The organism is Pararhizobium sp., from assembly GCF_965279435.1.
In the GTDB taxonomy this organism is placed as follows: Bacteria; Pseudomonadota; Alphaproteobacteria; order Rhizobiales; family Rhizobiaceae; genus Pararhizobium.
The window spans coordinates 2,161,006-2,177,059 of the sequence record NZ_CBDIHY010000003.1 but is presented as its reverse complement, the minus strand read 5'-3'; the positions used below and the strand labels follow the sequence as shown (position 1 = coordinate 2,177,059).

General features: G+C 60.9%; 16 protein-coding genes, 1 tRNA gene and 1 riboswitch. Of the genes, 8 read left to right on the top strand and 9 right to left on the bottom strand.

Features of this window, described 5'->3' with window-relative positions:
* Positions 1 to 48: 48 nt before the first annotated feature.
* The 6 genes from ACQY8Q_RS16115 to ACQY8Q_RS16090 all read right to left on the bottom strand — a co-directional run bounded on the left by ACQY8Q_RS16115 (position 49) and on the right by ACQY8Q_RS16090 (position 5,949).
* Positions 49 to 1,059 (bottom strand): beta-ketoacyl-ACP synthase III, encoded by a 1,011-nt coding sequence (locus ACQY8Q_RS16115; RefSeq protein WP_428427496.1) that lies wholly within the window; start codon positions 1,057 to 1,059, stop codon positions 49 to 51.
* Complete coding sequence (locus tag ACQY8Q_RS16110; protein WP_428427495.1) at positions 1,035 to 2,300, bottom strand: adenosylmethionine--8-amino-7-oxononanoate transaminase; 1,266 nt, start codon at positions 2,298 to 2,300, stop codon at positions 1,035 to 1,037. The genes ACQY8Q_RS16115 and ACQY8Q_RS16110 overlap by 25 nt, the downstream gene beginning before the upstream one ends.
* Complete coding sequence (gene bioD / locus ACQY8Q_RS16105) at positions 2,297 to 2,932, bottom strand: dethiobiotin synthase (protein ID WP_428427494.1); 636 nt, start codon at positions 2,930 to 2,932, stop codon at positions 2,297 to 2,299. Before bioD ends, ACQY8Q_RS16110 begins: the two co-directional genes overlap by 4 nt.
* The gene (locus tag ACQY8Q_RS16100; protein WP_428427493.1) at positions 2,929 to 4,074 is read right to left on the bottom strand and encodes an 8-amino-7-oxononanoate synthase; all 1,146 of its coding nucleotides are present in this window, start codon (positions 4,072 to 4,074) and stop codon (positions 2,929 to 2,931) included. The genes bioD and ACQY8Q_RS16100 overlap by 4 nt, the downstream gene beginning before the upstream one ends.
* Positions 4,071 to 5,060, bottom strand: coding sequence for a biotin synthase BioB (gene bioB, locus ACQY8Q_RS16095; RefSeq protein WP_428429799.1), 990 nt, complete (start codon positions 5,058 to 5,060; stop codon positions 4,071 to 4,073). The genes ACQY8Q_RS16100 and bioB overlap by 4 nt, the downstream gene beginning before the upstream one ends.
* A gap of 220 nt (positions 5,061 to 5,280) precedes the next feature.
* Entirely contained in the window at positions 5,281 to 5,949 is a 669-nt protein-coding gene (locus ACQY8Q_RS16090; RefSeq protein ID WP_428427492.1) for a GntR family transcriptional regulator, read from the bottom strand.
* 152 nt (positions 5,950 to 6,101) lie between these two features.
* A riboswitch (TPP riboswitch) is annotated at positions 6,102 to 6,240 on the top strand.
* A gap of 87 nt (positions 6,241 to 6,327) precedes the next feature.
* On the opposite strand from ACQY8Q_RS16090, the gene thiC reads away from it, so the two are divergent.
* The 7 genes from thiC (at position 6,328) to ACQY8Q_RS16055 (ending at position 13,435) form a co-directional block, all read left to right on the top strand.
* A complete protein-coding gene (thiC, locus tag ACQY8Q_RS16085) occupies positions 6,328 to 8,160 on the top strand; it encodes a phosphomethylpyrimidine synthase ThiC (RefSeq protein WP_428427491.1) in 1,833 nt (610 codons plus the stop codon).
* A 2-nt stretch (positions 8,161 to 8,162) separates the two neighbouring features.
* A complete protein-coding gene (gene thiO, locus ACQY8Q_RS16080) occupies positions 8,163 to 9,149 on the top strand; it encodes a glycine oxidase ThiO (protein WP_428427490.1) in 987 nt (328 codons plus the stop codon).
* Positions 9,146 to 9,343 (top strand): sulfur carrier protein ThiS, encoded by a 198-nt coding sequence (thiS, locus tag ACQY8Q_RS16075; RefSeq protein WP_428427489.1) that lies wholly within the window; start codon positions 9,146 to 9,148, stop codon positions 9,341 to 9,343. Before thiO ends, thiS begins: the two co-directional genes overlap by 4 nt.
* A 1-nt stretch (position 9,344) precedes the next feature.
* Positions 9,345 to 10,118: a thiazole synthase gene (locus ACQY8Q_RS16070; protein WP_428427488.1), complete on the top strand. Its 774-nt coding sequence runs from the start codon at positions 9,345 to 9,347 to the stop codon at positions 10,116 to 10,118.
* A complete protein-coding gene (locus ACQY8Q_RS16065) occupies positions 10,115 to 10,720 on the top strand; it encodes a thiamine phosphate synthase (RefSeq protein WP_428427487.1) in 606 nt (201 codons plus the stop codon). Before ACQY8Q_RS16070 ends, ACQY8Q_RS16065 begins: the two co-directional genes overlap by 4 nt.
* 10 nt (positions 10,721 to 10,730) lie before the next feature.
* Positions 10,731 to 11,474, top strand: a complete 744-nt coding sequence (locus tag ACQY8Q_RS16060; RefSeq protein WP_428427486.1) for a hydroxymethylpyrimidine/phosphomethylpyrimidine kinase — start codon at positions 10,731 to 10,733, stop codon at positions 11,472 to 11,474.
* A 131-nt stretch (positions 11,475 to 11,605) separates the two neighbouring features.
* On the top strand, positions 11,606 to 13,435 hold the full coding sequence (locus tag ACQY8Q_RS16055; protein ID WP_428427485.1) for an ABC transporter ATP-binding protein/permease: 1,830 nt from the start codon (positions 11,606 to 11,608) through the stop codon (positions 13,433 to 13,435).
* A gap of 50 nt (positions 13,436 to 13,485) precedes the next feature.
* On the opposite strand, the gene ACQY8Q_RS16050 is transcribed toward ACQY8Q_RS16055, so the two are convergent.
* From ACQY8Q_RS16050 to ACQY8Q_RS16040, 3 genes are all read right to left on the bottom strand, one after another.
* The gene (locus tag ACQY8Q_RS16050; RefSeq protein ID WP_428427484.1) at positions 13,486 to 14,019 is read right to left on the bottom strand and encodes a DUF992 domain-containing protein; all 534 of its coding nucleotides are present in this window, start codon (positions 14,017 to 14,019) and stop codon (positions 13,486 to 13,488) included.
* A 643-nt stretch (positions 14,020 to 14,662) separates the two neighbouring features.
* Positions 14,663 to 14,983, bottom strand: a complete 321-nt coding sequence (locus ACQY8Q_RS16045; RefSeq protein WP_428429798.1) for a hypothetical protein — start codon at positions 14,981 to 14,983, stop codon at positions 14,663 to 14,665.
* Positions 14,984 to 15,462: 479 nt separating this feature from the next.
* Positions 15,463 to 15,537 (bottom strand) — tRNA-Thr (locus ACQY8Q_RS16040).
* 158 nt (positions 15,538 to 15,695) lie between these two features.
* Between ACQY8Q_RS16040 and ACQY8Q_RS16035 the strand changes: the two genes are divergently transcribed.
* The gene (locus tag ACQY8Q_RS16035) at positions 15,696 to 15,944 is read left to right on the top strand and encodes a hypothetical protein (RefSeq protein WP_428427483.1); all 249 of its coding nucleotides are present in this window, start codon (positions 15,696 to 15,698) and stop codon (positions 15,942 to 15,944) included.
* The last annotated feature ends 110 nt before the right edge of the window (positions 15,945 to 16,054 follow it).

The following is a 16,054-nucleotide window of genomic DNA, read 5'->3' as shown; positions in this document are numbered from 1 at the left end:
TCCTGCGCAATCTTTTTTCTCTCGGCGAAGATTATCGTAAGATACCACTTACATTCCAACAACACAGGCGCCGCCCGTCAACCCCGCACCCGCAGCGGTCAGCAGCAGTTTTTCTCCGGACATGAAGGGGGAGGCCTGATGGGCAACCGAAAGGGAAAGCGGGATGGTCGCAGCGGACGAGTTTCCGTAAGTATCGATCGTGCGAACGGTTCTCTCCGGGGAGATACCGAGATCACTGCAGACGGCATCGAAGATGCGGGCATTGGCCTGATGCGGAATGAACCGCTGGATATCCGCCGCACCGATCCCGGCGTCATCGAGCGCCCTGCGCGCGCAATCGCTCATCATCCGGACTGCCTGGGTGAACATTTCCCGTCCATCGCGCATCGTCATCAAGCAATCCTGCGCCGCCACATCAGCCGAAAATGGGTAATTACTGCCGCCGGCCGGGATGGAGATCAGGTCGTAACGGCTGCCGTCTGAGGCGAGATCGACACCGAGCAATCCCGTTTCTGCATCGTGGGAAGGCATCAGAACCACCGCGCCGGCGGCGTCGGCGAACAGGACGGAGCTTGCCCGCTCGGCAGGATTGATCCGGCGGCTGAGAATATTGGCGGCGACCACAAGCACCGGCCGGCCTTGCGTGCGAACGAAACCGTCGGCCAGCGTCAGCGCGTAAAGAAAGCCGGAACAGGCTCCGGCCAGATCGATGGCGCCGGAATTTGCCAATCCGAGGTGATGGGCAAGCAGTGGCGCCGACGGTGGCAACAGATGATCGGGCGTCGAGGTGGCGAGCAGCGTCAGTGCAATGTCCTCCCGCGCGATGCCAGCGTCCTCGACGGCCGCCTCGCCTGCCCTTGCCGCAAGCCCGGACAGCGTATCGCCGGGTTCGGCCCAATAACGTGTCCTGATCCCGGTCCGGCGTTCGATCCAGCCCGGTTCGAGGCCGAGCCTTTCCTCGATTTCGGCGTTTTCGACACGCCGCCCCGGCACGCTATGACCGAAGCCGGCAAGGCGGGACGAGCGGACGCGCCTCACAGGCGTCCCGCCGCAAACCATGCCGCCGCCTCGTCGATCGTATCATAGGCACGGTCGAGTTCGGTGGCAGTGACACAATAGGGCGGCATCAGATAGATGACGTTGCCGAGCGGCCGGATGAGCAGTTTTCGCTCGCGAAAGAACGTCCGGAGCTTCGGGCCAACCTCTGACAGATATCCACCGGCAAGGACCGAGAGGTCGAGCGCGGTGATCGTCCCGATCTGGCGGACATTGCCAAAGCGTGGATCGGCCTCAAAGCGAACCAGATTCTCCGTTTGCATGACTTCCAGCGCCCGGATGCGCTCGCGCACCGGTTCGTTTTCCCAGACAGCCAGATTGGCGACGGCGGCGGCGCACGCAATCGGATTGGCAGTGTAGGAACTGGAGTGAAAGAATGTCTTCCGGCGGTCTGTCGACAGATGCGCATCGAAGATTTCGGCAGTGCAGAGGGTGGCGGCAAGCGGCAGGGCGCCGCCGGTCAAGCCTTTGGACGTGCAGAGGATATCGGGCGCCACGCCTGCCTGCTCGCAGGCAAAGACACTGCCGGTGCGGCCCCAGCCGGTCATCACTTCGTCGGCGATCAGCAGGGTGTCATGCCGTTCGGCAATCCGTTTCAATTCAGCCAAAACCGAGGCGGAATAAGTGAGCATGCCGCCCGCACCGAGAATGAGCGGCTCAATCAACAGGGCCGCGACATCGCCGGTTACGCAGAACCGCTCGAAGCTATCCAGCGTCTCTTGCTCATGACCGGCCTTTGGAAACGGCAGGCGATCGACGCCGAACAGCATCGGCTCGTAGGCCGCGTTGAAAACGCCGCGTTCGCCTGCCGACATCGTGCCGATAGTATCGCCGTGATAGCCGTGTTCCAGAACGCAGACACGGCGGCGCGGGCTGCCTAAATTGTGGAAAAAACCGAGGGCCATTTTCAAGGCGACTTCGACGCAGGTCGATCCACTGTCGGAATAGAATACGTGCGCAAGGCCCGGGGGGGCGATCCGCAACAGGCCGCGTGCCAATTCTTCCGCCGGTTCATGGGTGTATTCGGCGAAAATGATCTGGTCGTAACGGTCGCATGCGGCCTGGATGGCCGCCATGATTGCCGGATGGCGGTGGCCATGCGTGATCACCCACCAGGAGGAGATCGCATCGAGAATGCGCGATCCACCGTCATCGATCAGGCAGGCGCCGTCCGTATGGACGATGCGCTTCATAGCGGGTTCCAGCGCATGTTGGGTAAAGGGGTGCCAGACAGGTGAGCTCATGCCGTCCTCTCGTGGAACAAGGAAGGGGAGAAGTTTTCGCGAAAAGCCTGATGCAGGATATCCGGCGTCAGCGGATCGAGCCGGGGCAAACGGCCCAGAACGTGCACCTGCCCCATCGCGGCAATGATCCGCTGGGTTTCGGCCTGTTCGTCACCGATGAAGGCAACGCCGAAGACAGGAATGGCGCGGTGGCGTAGGGCTTCCAGCGACAGCAGCGTGTGATTGATCGTGCCGAGCCCGGTGCGGGCACAGAGGATGACCGGGATTTGCCAGCGCGCAAAGACATCGGCAAAAACCGAGGTTTCGGTGAGCGGCACCAGCAAACCACCGGCGCCCTCGATGACCAGAAGTCCATCCGTCTCCGGCGGTGTCAACCGCTCGGGCTCGATCTCGACATGATCAAGCCGGGCCGCGAGATGCGGCGAAGCCGGTGTCCGCAACTGGTAGGCTTCTGGAAGGATGCGCTCCGGCGGCAGACGGCCAAGCCGGAGAACGACCTGGCTGTCGGTTTCCTCATCCAGCCCCGATTGCACCGGTTTCCAGTAATAACCGCCAAGTGCCTGCGCCAATGCCGCCGAAAACACCGTCTTGCCGATGCCGGTATCGGTTCCTGTCACCACGAAGCGCATCATGGTTTCTCCTCCCCGATGATGGCCGCCAACCGGGTGAACATGCGGGTTATCGTTTCCCTGTCGACATTCAGCGTGATGGCGATCCGCAGCCTTGCGGTGCCTTCCGGCACGGTCGGCGGGCGGATGGCGCGGATGTCGAAGCCTTCCGCCCGCATGCGTGCGGCAATCCGCACCGCCCGACTATTGTCGCCGATCAGCACCGGCAGGATCTGTGATCCGCTGCCTGCGACACCGAGTTTTGCGGCAAGCTCGGCATTGGCGAAACGGCACAATGCGTCGAAATCGGCACGGCGCTGCGGCTCGTCCACCAGCATCGCCAAGGCTTCGCGAACCGCTGCCGCCATCAGCGGTGATGGCGCGGTCGAATAGATGAAACCGCGTGCCCGGTTGACGAGATAATCGCACAGCACGGCACTGGCACCCAGCAGCGCGCCGGAGACGCCGAGCGCCTTGCCGCAGGTATGCAGCACGATAACGTTCCCACGCTTTTCAAGATCAGCCGCAACACCGCGGCCATCAGGGCCAAAAACGCCGGTTGCATGGGCTTCGTCGATCACCAGGAAACCACCGTGCTTCTCGGCCACTGCGGCAAGCTCCGTCAACGGTGCGCGATCCCCATCCATCGAATAGAGACTTTCAACGGCAATCCATGGATGCCCGGTTCCGCCGTGGCTGCGCCAATGCTCGATCGCCTGTGCGAAGGATTCGACATCGTTGTGGGCGGCGGCCACTGCCTCCGCCTTGCCGGCCTGAATGCCCTCATGCGCACTGGAATGCACCAGCGCATCATAGACGACGAGATCGCCCCGCTGTGGCAGGGTCGAGAAAAGCGCTGTGTTGGCGGCATAGCCGCTACCGAAATACAGCACCCGCTCGGTTCCGAAGAAAACGGCCGCCTCCGCCTCCAGTGCCTCATGCTCCGGGTGATTGCCACGCAGCAGGCGAGAACCGCCGGCACCGGCCGGCACGCCGCGCTCAAGAGCAGATGCAATCGCCGCCGCCAGCCGCGCCGAACCGGCAAGCGCCAGATAATCGTTCGAGCTGAAATCCGCCCCGGCCCGGCCAATCAAAATGCGCCGCCTGCCCTTGCGCTCCAGGCCCGCCAGCGTGGTTTCGTAGCGGGCAAGACCCTGCGCTATCATTCGGCCAGCCTCAGTTCCATCGGCTTCAGGCCGAGCCGGCGGAACAGGGCCGTGTCATGGTCCTCGCCCGGATTATCCGCCGTCAGCAGCGTATCCCCGGCAAAGATCGAGTTGGCGCCGGCGAAGAAACAGAGCGCCTGCATCTCGTCGCTCATCTGCGTGCGCCCGGCCGACAGGCGCACATGCGCGCATGGCATCAGGATACGGGCAAGCGCGATGGTGCGGACGAATTCAATCGGATCGACCGGTTCGGCATTGGCAAGCCTTGAGCCGGGGATCGGGATCAGCATGTTGATCGGCACGCTTTCCGGCGGCTCCGGCAGGTTGGCGAGCGTCACCAGCATGGAGATGCGATCATCGGTCGTTTCGCCCATGCCGAGAATACCGCCAGCGCAGACCTTCATGCCGGCATCACGGACATTGGCGAGCGTGTCCAGCCGGTCGGCGAAGGTGCGGGTGGTGATGACCTGAGGATAGAATTCTTCCGACGTATCGATGTTGTGATTGTAATAATCGAGCCCGGCTTCGGCCAGCGTGCCTGCCTGCTGCGGCGACAGCATGCCGAGCGTCATGCAGGTTTCCAGCCCGAGTGCCTTGACCCCTGCCACCATGTCCACCAGCGTGTCCATGTCGCGGTCCTTGGGACTGCGCCAGGCGGCCCCCATGCAATAGCGGCTGGCGCCTTCGTCCTTGGCCTTGCGCGCTTCCGCCAGAACCTTTTCGACCATCATCAGCCTGGAGGCCTTCAGCCCCGTCGGAGAGCGTGCCGACTGGCTGCAATAGCCGCAATCCTCGGCACATCCGCCCGTCTTGATCGACAAAAGACGGCTGATCTGTACGGCGTTCGGATCGAAGTTTTCCCGGTGAACCGAGTGCGCTTGAAAGAGCAAATCGTTGAATGGAGAATTATAGATAATTTTTGCGCCGTCGAGAGACGGTCGAACTGTTTCAGCGGCTTCCGCAAGGGAAATCTCGCCTACAACCATCGTTTCGACCGGGAAATCAGCGTGGTTTTCATCTCTAAACATCCATCACCCCATACGATAGATTAAAAATAATAATTATCTATAATTTATCGAAGGACGAAAAACCGCAACCGCCTTTTGAGTGCAAAGCAGATAAATTCATGCTCTACGTGTGTTTGTGATGCCACGGCGCGCGCTGGGAGCAGGCAAAATCAGGAAAAAAGAAGATTTAAAAAAATCGTCAGCCGACGATGGCGAAGGCGTCGCGGGTGGCGCCGGACGCATTGCGGACGGGCTTCTGGCCGATCCATTGCACGTGGCGTTCCAGAACGGGAGCGGCGTTTTCGATATTGCCCTGACGCAGAAATGTCAGGATGGCGCGGTGATCATGATCGGTGCGCACTTCCCATTCGGATCGCCAGCTGGCGAACAGGAAACGGGCGCTGGCCGCATGCAGATCGCTGATGGCGGCCAAGAGGCGCGGCATGCCGCAAGGGGTCAGAATCAGCGTGTGAAAACGGCGGTTGGCCTCCTCCCAGGAGCGGACGTCATGGGAATTGTCGCCCGCGACCGTCGCCTCTTCGGCCTGATCGAGAATGGCAGCCGTCAGATGCGGCGCCGCGTGCCGAAGGGCCAGAACCTCAAGTGCCGCGCGCATCTGCGCCACTTCACGCACTTCCTTCAGATCGAAGGATGCGACCCGCACGCCACGGCGCGGTTCGCTCACCGCCAGACCCTGCGCCTCCAGCCGGCGGAAGGCCTCGCGCACGGGCACGTGGCTGGTTCCGAACTCCTCGGCGACATGGTCCTGGCGCAGTTTCGTGCCCGGGTCCAATTGTCCGGTCACGATCCTGTCGGCAAGGATGCGGCTGATGCGGCTGGCAATCGTGTCTTCGCTCGCTGAGGTCATGTTTTATAGATAATTTGCCGGGGCGGCGCTGTCGAGGGCGAGATTGTAATCATTGAATATCTTCACAGTGTTCCAACGCTCGACGAGGGCCGCATGCCGGGTGCCGCGCCGAACGGCTCTTGACGCTCCGTCCAAAACTGTGCCTAGATTGGCACATTCACCAGGGGGGTCCCGACAAGGGGCTGAGATTCTGCTGGCATGATCGGTGGCTTTGCCACTCTCAAGCAGCGCAGTGACCCGTTGAACCTGATCCAGTTCATACTGGCGTAGGGACGGTGCAAGCGCTGCTGCGACTCGGATTCCGTTTGCGGATTCGCGTCAGCGTCTTTTCATCATTCCGGCTCTGATGACTGGGTCTCCAACTTTGGAGCCTCAACCATGACTATTGCCGCAAAGAACATTACTCCCACAGTCACCACCGGCCCGCTGCCGGCGTCGCGCAAGGTGCATATTCCGGGCGAACTCTACCCGGATATCCGCGTGCCGATGCGCGAAATTTCCGTGCATCCGACATCTGGCGAACCGCCTGTCACCGTTTACGATCCCTCCGGCCCCTACACGGATCCGGCGCACATCGTCTCGATCGACGCCGGTCTGTCCCGGCAGCGCCAGGCCTGGGCTACTGCGCGTGGCGATGTCGAGACCTATGACGGCCGCCACGTCAAACCCGAAGACAACGGCTTTGCCACCGGCGAACGGCTGACGCCGGAATTCCCCCACCGCAACCAACCCTTAAAAGCCAAAGACGACAAGGCTGTTACCCAGATCGCCTATGCCCGCGCCGGCATTATCACGCCGGAAATGGAATATATCGCCATCCGCGAAAACCTCGGCCGCAAGCCGCCGAAGGGTGCGCTGGTGCGCGACGGCGAGAATTTCGGTGCCAGCATTCCCGACCACGTGACACCGGAATTCGTCCGCCAGGAAATTGCCCGTGGACGCGCCGTCATCCCGGCCAATATCAACCATCCGGAGGCCGAACCGATGATCATCGGCCGGAATTTTCTGGTGAAGATCAACGCCAATATCGGCAATTCCGCCGTTACCTCGTCGATGGCCGAGGAGGTCGAGAAGATGGTCTGGGCGACGCGCTGGGGTGCGGATACCGTCATGGACCTGTCGACAGGCCGCAACATCCACAATATCCGCGAGTGGATCATCCGCAACGCACCGGTTCCGATCGGCACCGTGCCGCTCTATCAGGCGCTGGAAAAGGTCAATGGAATTGCCGAAGATCTCAATTGGGAAGTCTATCGCGATACGCTGATCGAACAGGCTGAACAGGGCGTCGATTATTTCACCATCCATGCCGGCGTGCGGCTTGCGTATATCCCGCTCACCGTCAATCGCGTCACCGGCATCGTCTCGCGCGGTGGCTCGATCATGGCCAAGTGGTGTCTTCATCACCACAAGGAAAGCTTCCTCTACGAGCATTTCGACGAGATCTGCGATATCGCCCGCGCCTATGACGTGACGTTCTCGCTCGGCGACGGCCTGCGACCCGGCTCGATCGCCGATGCCAACGACGCCGCGCAGTTTGCCGAACTGGAAACGCTCGGCGAACTTACCCAGATCGCCTGGGCGAAAGACTGCCAGGTGATGATCGAAGGCCCCGGCCATGTGCCGATGCACAAGATCAAGGAAAACATGGACAAGCAGCTGGAAGTCTGTGGCGAGGCGCCGTTCTATACGCTCGGACCGCTGACGACCGATATCGCTCCCGGCTACGACCACATCACGTCTGGCATCGGCGCTGCGATGATCGGCTGGTTCGGCACGGCGATGCTCTGCTATGTCACGCCGAAGGAGCATCTCGGCCTGCCCGATCGCAACGACGTCAAGGTCGGGGTCATCACCTACAAGATCGCCGCTCACGCCGCCGACCTTGCCAAGGGGCACCCGGCCGCCCAGCTGCGCGACGACGCCTTGTCGCGGGCCCGTTTCGAGTTTCGCTGGGAAGACCAGTTCAACCTTTCGCTCGATCCTGAAACGGCACGGTCCTTCCATGACGAGACCCTGCCGAAGGAAGCTCACAAGGTGGCGCATTTCTGCTCAATGTGCGGGCCGAAATTCTGCTCGATGAAGATCTCGCACGACATCCGCGCCGAGGCGCAGAAGGAAGGACTGGAGGCGATGGCCGCAAAATTCAAGGCGGGCGGCGCGCTCTATATGCCGCTCGGCTCGGATGGAACGGTTACAGCCGGAGAATGACCATGCGTGTCCTCATCAAAGGGGCCGGCGTTGCCGGCCTTACAGTCGCCTGGCAACTCTTTCGCCATGGGTTCGATGTCACCATCGCGGAGCACGCTGAAAGGATCGGCACCGGCGCTTCGGGCTTTGCCGGTGTCATGCTGGCCCCCTGGTGCGAGCGGGAAAGCGCGGATGCATCCGTGCTGACGCTCGGCCGAATGGCCGCCGACTGGTGGGAGGCTGCTCTCCCCGGCCATGTAAAGCGACAGGGCACGCTGGTCGTCGCAGGCAACCGTGATGCCGGCGAACTCGACCGCTTTGCCAGCCGCACCACCGGCTGGAAGTGGCTGGACGAAGCAGCCATTGCAGCGCTGGAACCGGACCTTGCCGGCCGGTTCCGCAAGGCCCTGTTTTTCCGGCAGGAAGCCCATCTTGATCCGCGGAAAGCACTTTCCGCACTGACCGGGGGACTGGAGGAAGCCCGCATGCGCTTCCTGTTCTGCACCGACGGCGTGCCGGAGGAAGCCCGCCACGACCGCGTTGTCGATTGCACCGGATCGGCACAGATCGGGTCCCTGCCCGATCTTCGCGGTGTGCGGGGAGAGATGTTGCTCCTCGAGACCCGCGAGATAAGCCTCTCCCGCCCCGTCCGCTTGCTACATCCGCGCCACCCGATCTACATCGTGCCGCGCGACAAAAACCGCTTCATGGTCGGCGCGACCATGATCGAAAGCGATGATGCCGGTCCCATCACCGCCCGCTCGCTCATGGAGCTGCTGAATACCGCGTATGCGCTTCACCCTGCCTTTGGAGAGGCGAGGCTTATCGAAACCGGCACAGGCGTGCGCCCTGCCTATCCCGACAACCTGCCGCGCGTGACCGAAGAGGGGCGTACCCTCCATGTGAATGGCCTTTACCGGCATGGCTATCTGCTGGCGCCAGCGATGGCTGGGGAGGTCGCGCGGCTTCTCCTTGGACAACAGAGACAACCGGACAGGAGGGCTTCATGACTTTCATCATCAACGGCGAGGAACAGGAGGTTGCGGTGGCGACACTCGCTGACCTGCTGGCCGCTCTCGACTATGACGGCGAATGGCTGGCGACCGCCGTCAACGGCGAACTCGTGCATCGCGAAGAGCGTACCGGCTTTCCGCTGGGCGAACGCGACCGGATCGAGATCCTCTCACCCATGCAGGGAGGCTGAAATGTTGAAACTCTATAACGTCGAGGTTCAATCCCGCCTGCTGCTCGGCACGGCGCGCTATCCCTCGCCCGCCATCCTGGCCGATGCGGTACGGGCCTCGAAAACCGATATCGTTACCGTGTCGCTGCGCCGGGAAGCGGCAGGCAGCCGCGCCGGCGGCGCGTTCTTCGAGCTGATCCGCGCGCTTGGCGTCCGGGTTTTGCCCAATACCGCCGGCTGCCACACGGCCTCAGAAGCAGTGCTGACAGCTAAGATGGCGCGCGAGGTCTTTGCCACCGACTGGATCAAGCTCGAGGTGATCGGCAATCACGACACGCTGCAGCCCGACGTCTTCGCGCTGGTCGAGGCCGCGCGTATCCTGAACGGCGAAGGATTCAAGGTCTTCCCCTATACGACCGACGATCTTGTCGTGGCGGAAAGGCTGCTCGACGCCGGTTGCCAGGTGCTGATGCCCTGGTGTGCTCCCATTGGCTCGGCTATGGGCCCGGTCAATCTGCCGGCGCTGCGCAGCATGCGGGCAAGCTTTCCCGACGTACCGCTGATTGTCGATGCCGGCATCGGCCGCCCCTCGCATGCCGCCACCGTCATGGAACTCGGCTTCGACGCCGTTCTGCTGAATACAGCGGTTGCAGGGGCAGCCGATCCCGCCGTGATGGCTGCAGCTTTCACCGGCGCCATCGAAGCGGGACGCACGGCATTTCATGCCGGCATGCTGGAGCCACGCGACATGGCGGTTCCGTCCACTCCGGTCATCGGCAAGGCGGTGTTTTCATGAAGCTCGATCCATTCTACCTGATCGTCGACAGCGCCGAATGGATCGATCGGCTCGTGCCGCTTGGCGTAAAGCTCGTGCAGTTGCGGATGAAAGACAGCACCGATGCCGAACTGCGGTCCGCCATTCGCCGCGCCAAAACGGTCTGCGCAGCCCATGACTGCCAATTGATCATCAACGACTACTGGCGCGTGGCGATCGAGGAAGGCTGCGATTTCGTCCATCTTGGCCAGGAAGACTTGGCCGAGGCGGATATCGCGGCCATTCGCGCTGCCGGGCTCAAGCTCGGGCTCTCGACCCATGACGAAGCGGAACTGGAGACGGCGCTCAACACAGCACCGGACTACGTGGCGCTCGGGCCGGTTTGGCCGACGATCCTGAAAAAAATGAAATGGGCGCCGCAGGGGCTGGAAAAGCTGCGTGCCTGGAAGGATCGCATCGGTTTTCTGCCGCTGGTGGCAATCGGTGGCATCAATACCGGCCGGATCGACAGCGTCTTTGCCCATGGTGCCGACAGCGCCGCCGTCGTCACCGACATTACCCTCAATGCCGATCCGGAAGCGCGCACGCGGGAATGGATCGAACGGACGGCGGACTTTCGATGATGAGGGCAGGATGAACCCCAAGCCGCATGTGCTTGTCGTCGCGGGCTCGGATTCCTCTGGCGGCGCCGGGATCGTTCGCGATATCGAGACGCTGGCGGCCTTCGGCGTCAAGGCTTCGGTGGCAATCACCGCCGTCACTGTCCAGACGCACAAAGGCGTCGAGCATATCGATGCCGTGGCACCAGATCGCGTGGCGCAGCAGATGCGCGCCGCGCTGTCCGCCAATCCAATCGCAGCCATCAAGATCGGCATGCTGGCGACCGCAGAGACGATTGCCGCCGTTGCCCAGGTCCTCGCGGATCATCCCGGCATTCCCGTGGTTCTCGATCCGGTTCTGGTCTCGACATCCGGCCGCGCCTTGTTGAGCCTGAATGCCACGGATATCCTGCGTGACCTGTTCCGGATGTGCACGCTCGTCACGCCCAATCTGCCCGAGCTTTCGGTGCTGGCGGCATCTCCGGTTTCCACATCATCGGCTAGCGCTGCCGATCAGGCCCGAAGCCTTTTGCAGTCGGGGGCAAAGGCGGTTCTGGTCAAGGGCGGGCACGCTGACGGCGTGGACGCCATCGATCTGCTCATTCAGCAAGGACAGGCCGATCAGCCGTTTGCATCCCCTCGCCTGAGCGTGACCATGCGCGGCACCGGCTGCATGCTCGCCAGCGCGATCGCAGCACGCCTGGCCTTTGGCGACCCACTTGCGGCCGCCATTGCCCAAGCCAAGGCCTTCGTCCATGGCAAGCTCCGCGAAACGTGAACAGCCATTTGCCCGCCAATTTGCCATGATGACGGGCAGTTGAGTCCGTTGGACTGCCTCGCTCCATGCTCCCCTGCTAATCTTTCGTAGGGATAGCGTCTCGGACGCGCTATATTTCGGAGGTGAAGACCGTGGTGAAGAGATTCGCGCCGATGCCGCATGACATGAATGGTAAGAGTAACCAGCGCATAGAAACCGACGACGAGCAGCCTTTCTTCGATCAGCTCCGCATGATGCAACGCGCTTTTGTCGATTCCCCCGTGCGCAAAGCCATCATCTGGCTCGCCATCGGAATTGTCGCCGTCATCCTTGCCACATCGTTCGGGCAGATCCTGCTGAACAGATGGTACAAGCCGTTTTATGACACCCTGGAGCGGCGCGACCTTTCGGCGTTTCTGATGCAGTTCATCACTTTCGGCCAGATCGCCGGTGCGCTGCTAGTCCTCAATGTGATCCAGACCTGGCTCAGTCAGTGGATCCGGATCAAGCTGCGGGAGGGCCTGACGCTTGATCTGATCGGCGAGTGGATGAAGCCGGCACGGGCCTTCCGGCTGGCCAATGCCGGCGCGATCGGCATTAATCCCGACCAGCGCGTGCACGAAGATGCCCGCCATCTCGCTGATCTGACGGCGGGCCTCACCATCGGCCTGTTCCAGTCCGGCATTCTGCTTGCCAGTTTTGTCGGCGTGCTCTGGTCGCTTTCGTCCGGTTTCGTCTTTCATGTCGGTGGCTACAATCTCAACATTCCCGGCTACATGGTCTGGGCCGCCTTCCTCTACGCCGGCACGGCTGCGGCATTGAGCTGGTTCGTCGGCCGGCCGCTCGTCAAGATCAATGGCGACCACTATTCAAGGGAAGCGGCACTCCGTTTCTCATTGATGCGGGTCAACGAACATATCGAGGCAGTCTCCTTGTCTTCCGGCGAGGCAAACGAAAAGCGCCGTCTGCAGCGCGATCTCGCCTCGGTTCTGGAAATCAGCAGCAAGCTGATGATGGCCCTGACGCGGCTGACATGGGTGACGGCAGGCTACGGCTGGGTCACCGTCGTTGCGCCGATCGTTATCGCCGCGCCGGTCTATTTCAATGGTGATTTGAGTTTCGGCGGCCTGATGATGGCTGTCGGCGCGTTCAATCAGGTCAATGCGTCGCTACGCTGGTTCGTCGACAATATCGACAGTATCGCCGACTGGCGGGCAACCCTGCTGCGTGTCGCCGCTTTCCGCTCCGCGATCCTGATGACCGACGAGCGGCATGAAAACGACAAGCGCATCGAGTTTGCCAAGGCCGATGACCACCAGTTGACCATCGATAGCCTGGAAATCGCCCTGCCCTCCGGCTGCATCAAGCTTGCTGATCAGCATGTCGATATCCGGCCCGGCGACCGTGTCCTGTTCACCAGCACGTCGGATGTGGAAAAGGCACCGTTCTTCCGCGCCATTGCCGGCCTCTGGCCCTGGGGACATGGGCGCATTGCCCTGCCGAATGGCGACGACATGGCCTTCGTGCCGCGCACACCCTATTTTCCGCCGGGCACGCTGGAAGAGGTGCTGAGCTACCCCGATAATCCTAACAAATTCAAGAAGGCCGACATGGTGGCGGTCCTGGCGAAGGTGGGCCTGGGCAAGCTGAATGGCAGTCTCGATCAGGACATGCGCACGAAGCTGAAGCTCAACGAAGTGGAAATGAGACTGCTGGCCATCGCCAGGCTCGGCCTGCACAAACCACGCTGGATCATTATCGATGAAGCTTTGGATACGCTGGAGCGCGATGCCTACCAGCAGGTTTTGACCTTCCTAGAACAGGAGCTGGGTCAGGCGGGCATTCTCAATATCGGCCGTATGGAACCGGGCAACAGGTTCTTTACCCGCGTTCTGCAGCTTCAGAGCCATCCGGCCGGGAAGTCGCTGCGGTTGCTCAGGCCCAAGAGCCTGCGCACCAGCGATCCCGAACTGGCAGACTGAAATGTCCGTCCTTCCCCTGCGCCAAAACGTAAGGGAAGGACGAGATCGATTTAGTTGACGGCGGTCAGCGTCACCGATGTGCCGGTGGCTGCAAGGTTGAGGCCGAGCTGGCCCGTCACGCTGATCGTCTGCAGGTGGATAGAGCCGGATGTGCCGCCGACCAGGATATTGGCACCAACACCCGCTCCGACTGTGGCTTCAACACTGGCGCCCTGATAGAGACCGCTGAGCGAACCCTGATGGTAACCTGCCGTCGGCGCCAGCACTGCCCAGACGAGCTTGCCGCGCGTGGTAAAACCAAGATCGACACCCATCTTGCGGACAGCACCGGTATAACGATCCGTGCGTTCAGCACCAACGGTCGACTTGAAAGTGCAATCGATTTCCTTGGCCGATCCGAGGACATAGCCAACGCCGCCGCCGACATCGCATTCGAGATAACCGATCTTGACGCCGTCACGCACATCGCTCTCTTCATAGCTTGGGGCCGGCGCGCTGTTTGCCAGATCGGCAGCCCGAGCGGCAACTCCGCCCGTCAGAGCCAGGGTCACGGTGGTGAGCGCCAAAGCGAGTGTTTTCTTCATCATTTTTTCCTTCTCAAACCGGACCGCATACCGCACGCAGCCATTCAGTCGATAGATTCACAACAGTCATCGATATTGCAGCGATCCCAGCTGGGAGAATGAACGCAGGACAAGCCAGGATCGGTTGCAGATGAAAGACACTCAACTGTTCACCTGTTATTAGGACATTTCGAAGGCAGCCCCGCTGCCAGACCGATGTGTCCACCGCATGCTGGCCGCCAGTCACCAAAATCACACAGAATCAGCAGTCAGCCTTTGGAAAGGGATTGAGTGTGACGGGGGAACTCGGGCGCGGCATGAAATGTTCCGTCTCAACACGCTCAAGACCAAAATCTTGGACTGAGCCGAGAGCAAGGGCCTTTCGGCACCTCAACAAGGATGGTGTGCATGAAGGGAGGTCGCGCAAGGAAACTGGTCGCGGGATTGGCTCCACAGAAAGAACACGAGCCGCCGAAGAGTGAAGGCCCTGAGGAGCATAGCCGATGGTCCAATCGCTCGCGGTCTCTATTGGACAGCATCGCGCTATTGACCGATGGCGCCTGAGCCGGCGTACATACTTGGCCGGCACCGTGCGGCTGCCAACCCAAGGTTAAAAACCCCGCCTCCTTGAAGGATGGCGGGGCAAATTCAAGCGTCAGAACTATTATTCTTCGATCGTGTATTCACCCAACTCGCAGAGGTCCTGCGTGTCGGTCGTGACGTCGAGATCATCGCCTTGGAATTCAAAACGCATGTCGTACTTGCAGACGTCGCGTCCATCGGCAATGGTGATTTCCATGGTTTCGCCCGGGCCTAGCGCCTGACGGCCAAAAATATCGTCTTCCCACTTGTCGACGCCAACAGGCGAAGCGTGGAAATTGTTGAGCACCGAGTTCGTGCCGTTTTTCAGTGTGAAGACGAGGTCTTCCGCATGAGACACACTAGCCGTCAACAACACCGCTGCAGCGGCAACGGCGATTTTCATTCTCTGCATTTTCTACTCCCAAAAGCCCAAGCGGCTGCGGGCTTTAAAGCGCTCCAAATGTGAATGCGGCATGAATGAGGCGGGCTTAATTCAACAGGAGCTAACACGCGCAATGATGGCATATTCAGACAGAATTCCCTTGGTTTGGCGAGATTTCAAAAGCACTAAATAATACACAACCCATTGTTTTCAAAAGAAACTATAAAAACCAAGCATTAGCCCGGCAACTGTCCGGATCACGTCAGAGCACGAAACCACGGCAAAGCCCGTCCTCAAAGAGGGCCTCTCCAGTCTTGAGTTCATGAAACATCACCAAATATGGAGCAGCCCGATCGGCCAATTCCGACAATGGACACGCACAAAGCGGCACCCAAACGTCAGCCCTAAAGCTGCGGGAGGGGTCAAAGCGATACCGCAGGTTCAATGCGCCTTGCAGATGAATGCACGGTAGGGGTATTCAATAATTCTGGGGGATAGAATGGTGCTGCTAGAGAGATTTGAACTCTCGGCCTCTCCCTTACCAAGGGAGTGCTCTACCCCTGAGCTATAGCAGCATCGTGCGGTCGGATCAGTGTTTGTCCGGCGCGAGCGAGGGCCTATTGCCATAGCTTGTTGCGGAGCGCAAGCCGCAAATCGAAGTTTTCATTGGATGTCGCGCTCGAAAAACAAGTGACCCTTCCGGAGCCTGCGGTTTTGCGGTATCTGAGCGGTCATGCAAGATAACAATGATCAGACACGCAAAGACGCTGTAACCCCTGCTGCGGCTGGCAAGCTTGAACCGGGCCATCTCGAACCGGGGCATGAGGCCGAGCGGCAGGCCGAGGCGCGCCGCGAGCGGGCGGCAAAGACGCTGCGCGACAATCTTTTGCGGCGCAAACAACAGGGACGGGCGCGGCGTGCGGGTGCCGCCGATGAAACATCTGGCCTGCCTGCCGCAAAAACGGACGAATCTGCGGAATAAACTGCGCCAACACCATCGACCGGATCCGGGGGCGGGTCGCGATGGTCGGCAATGCCATCCCCGCAAGCTTGATGTCTCATCGGATTGGATGAAACATTGGGGCGAGCCCA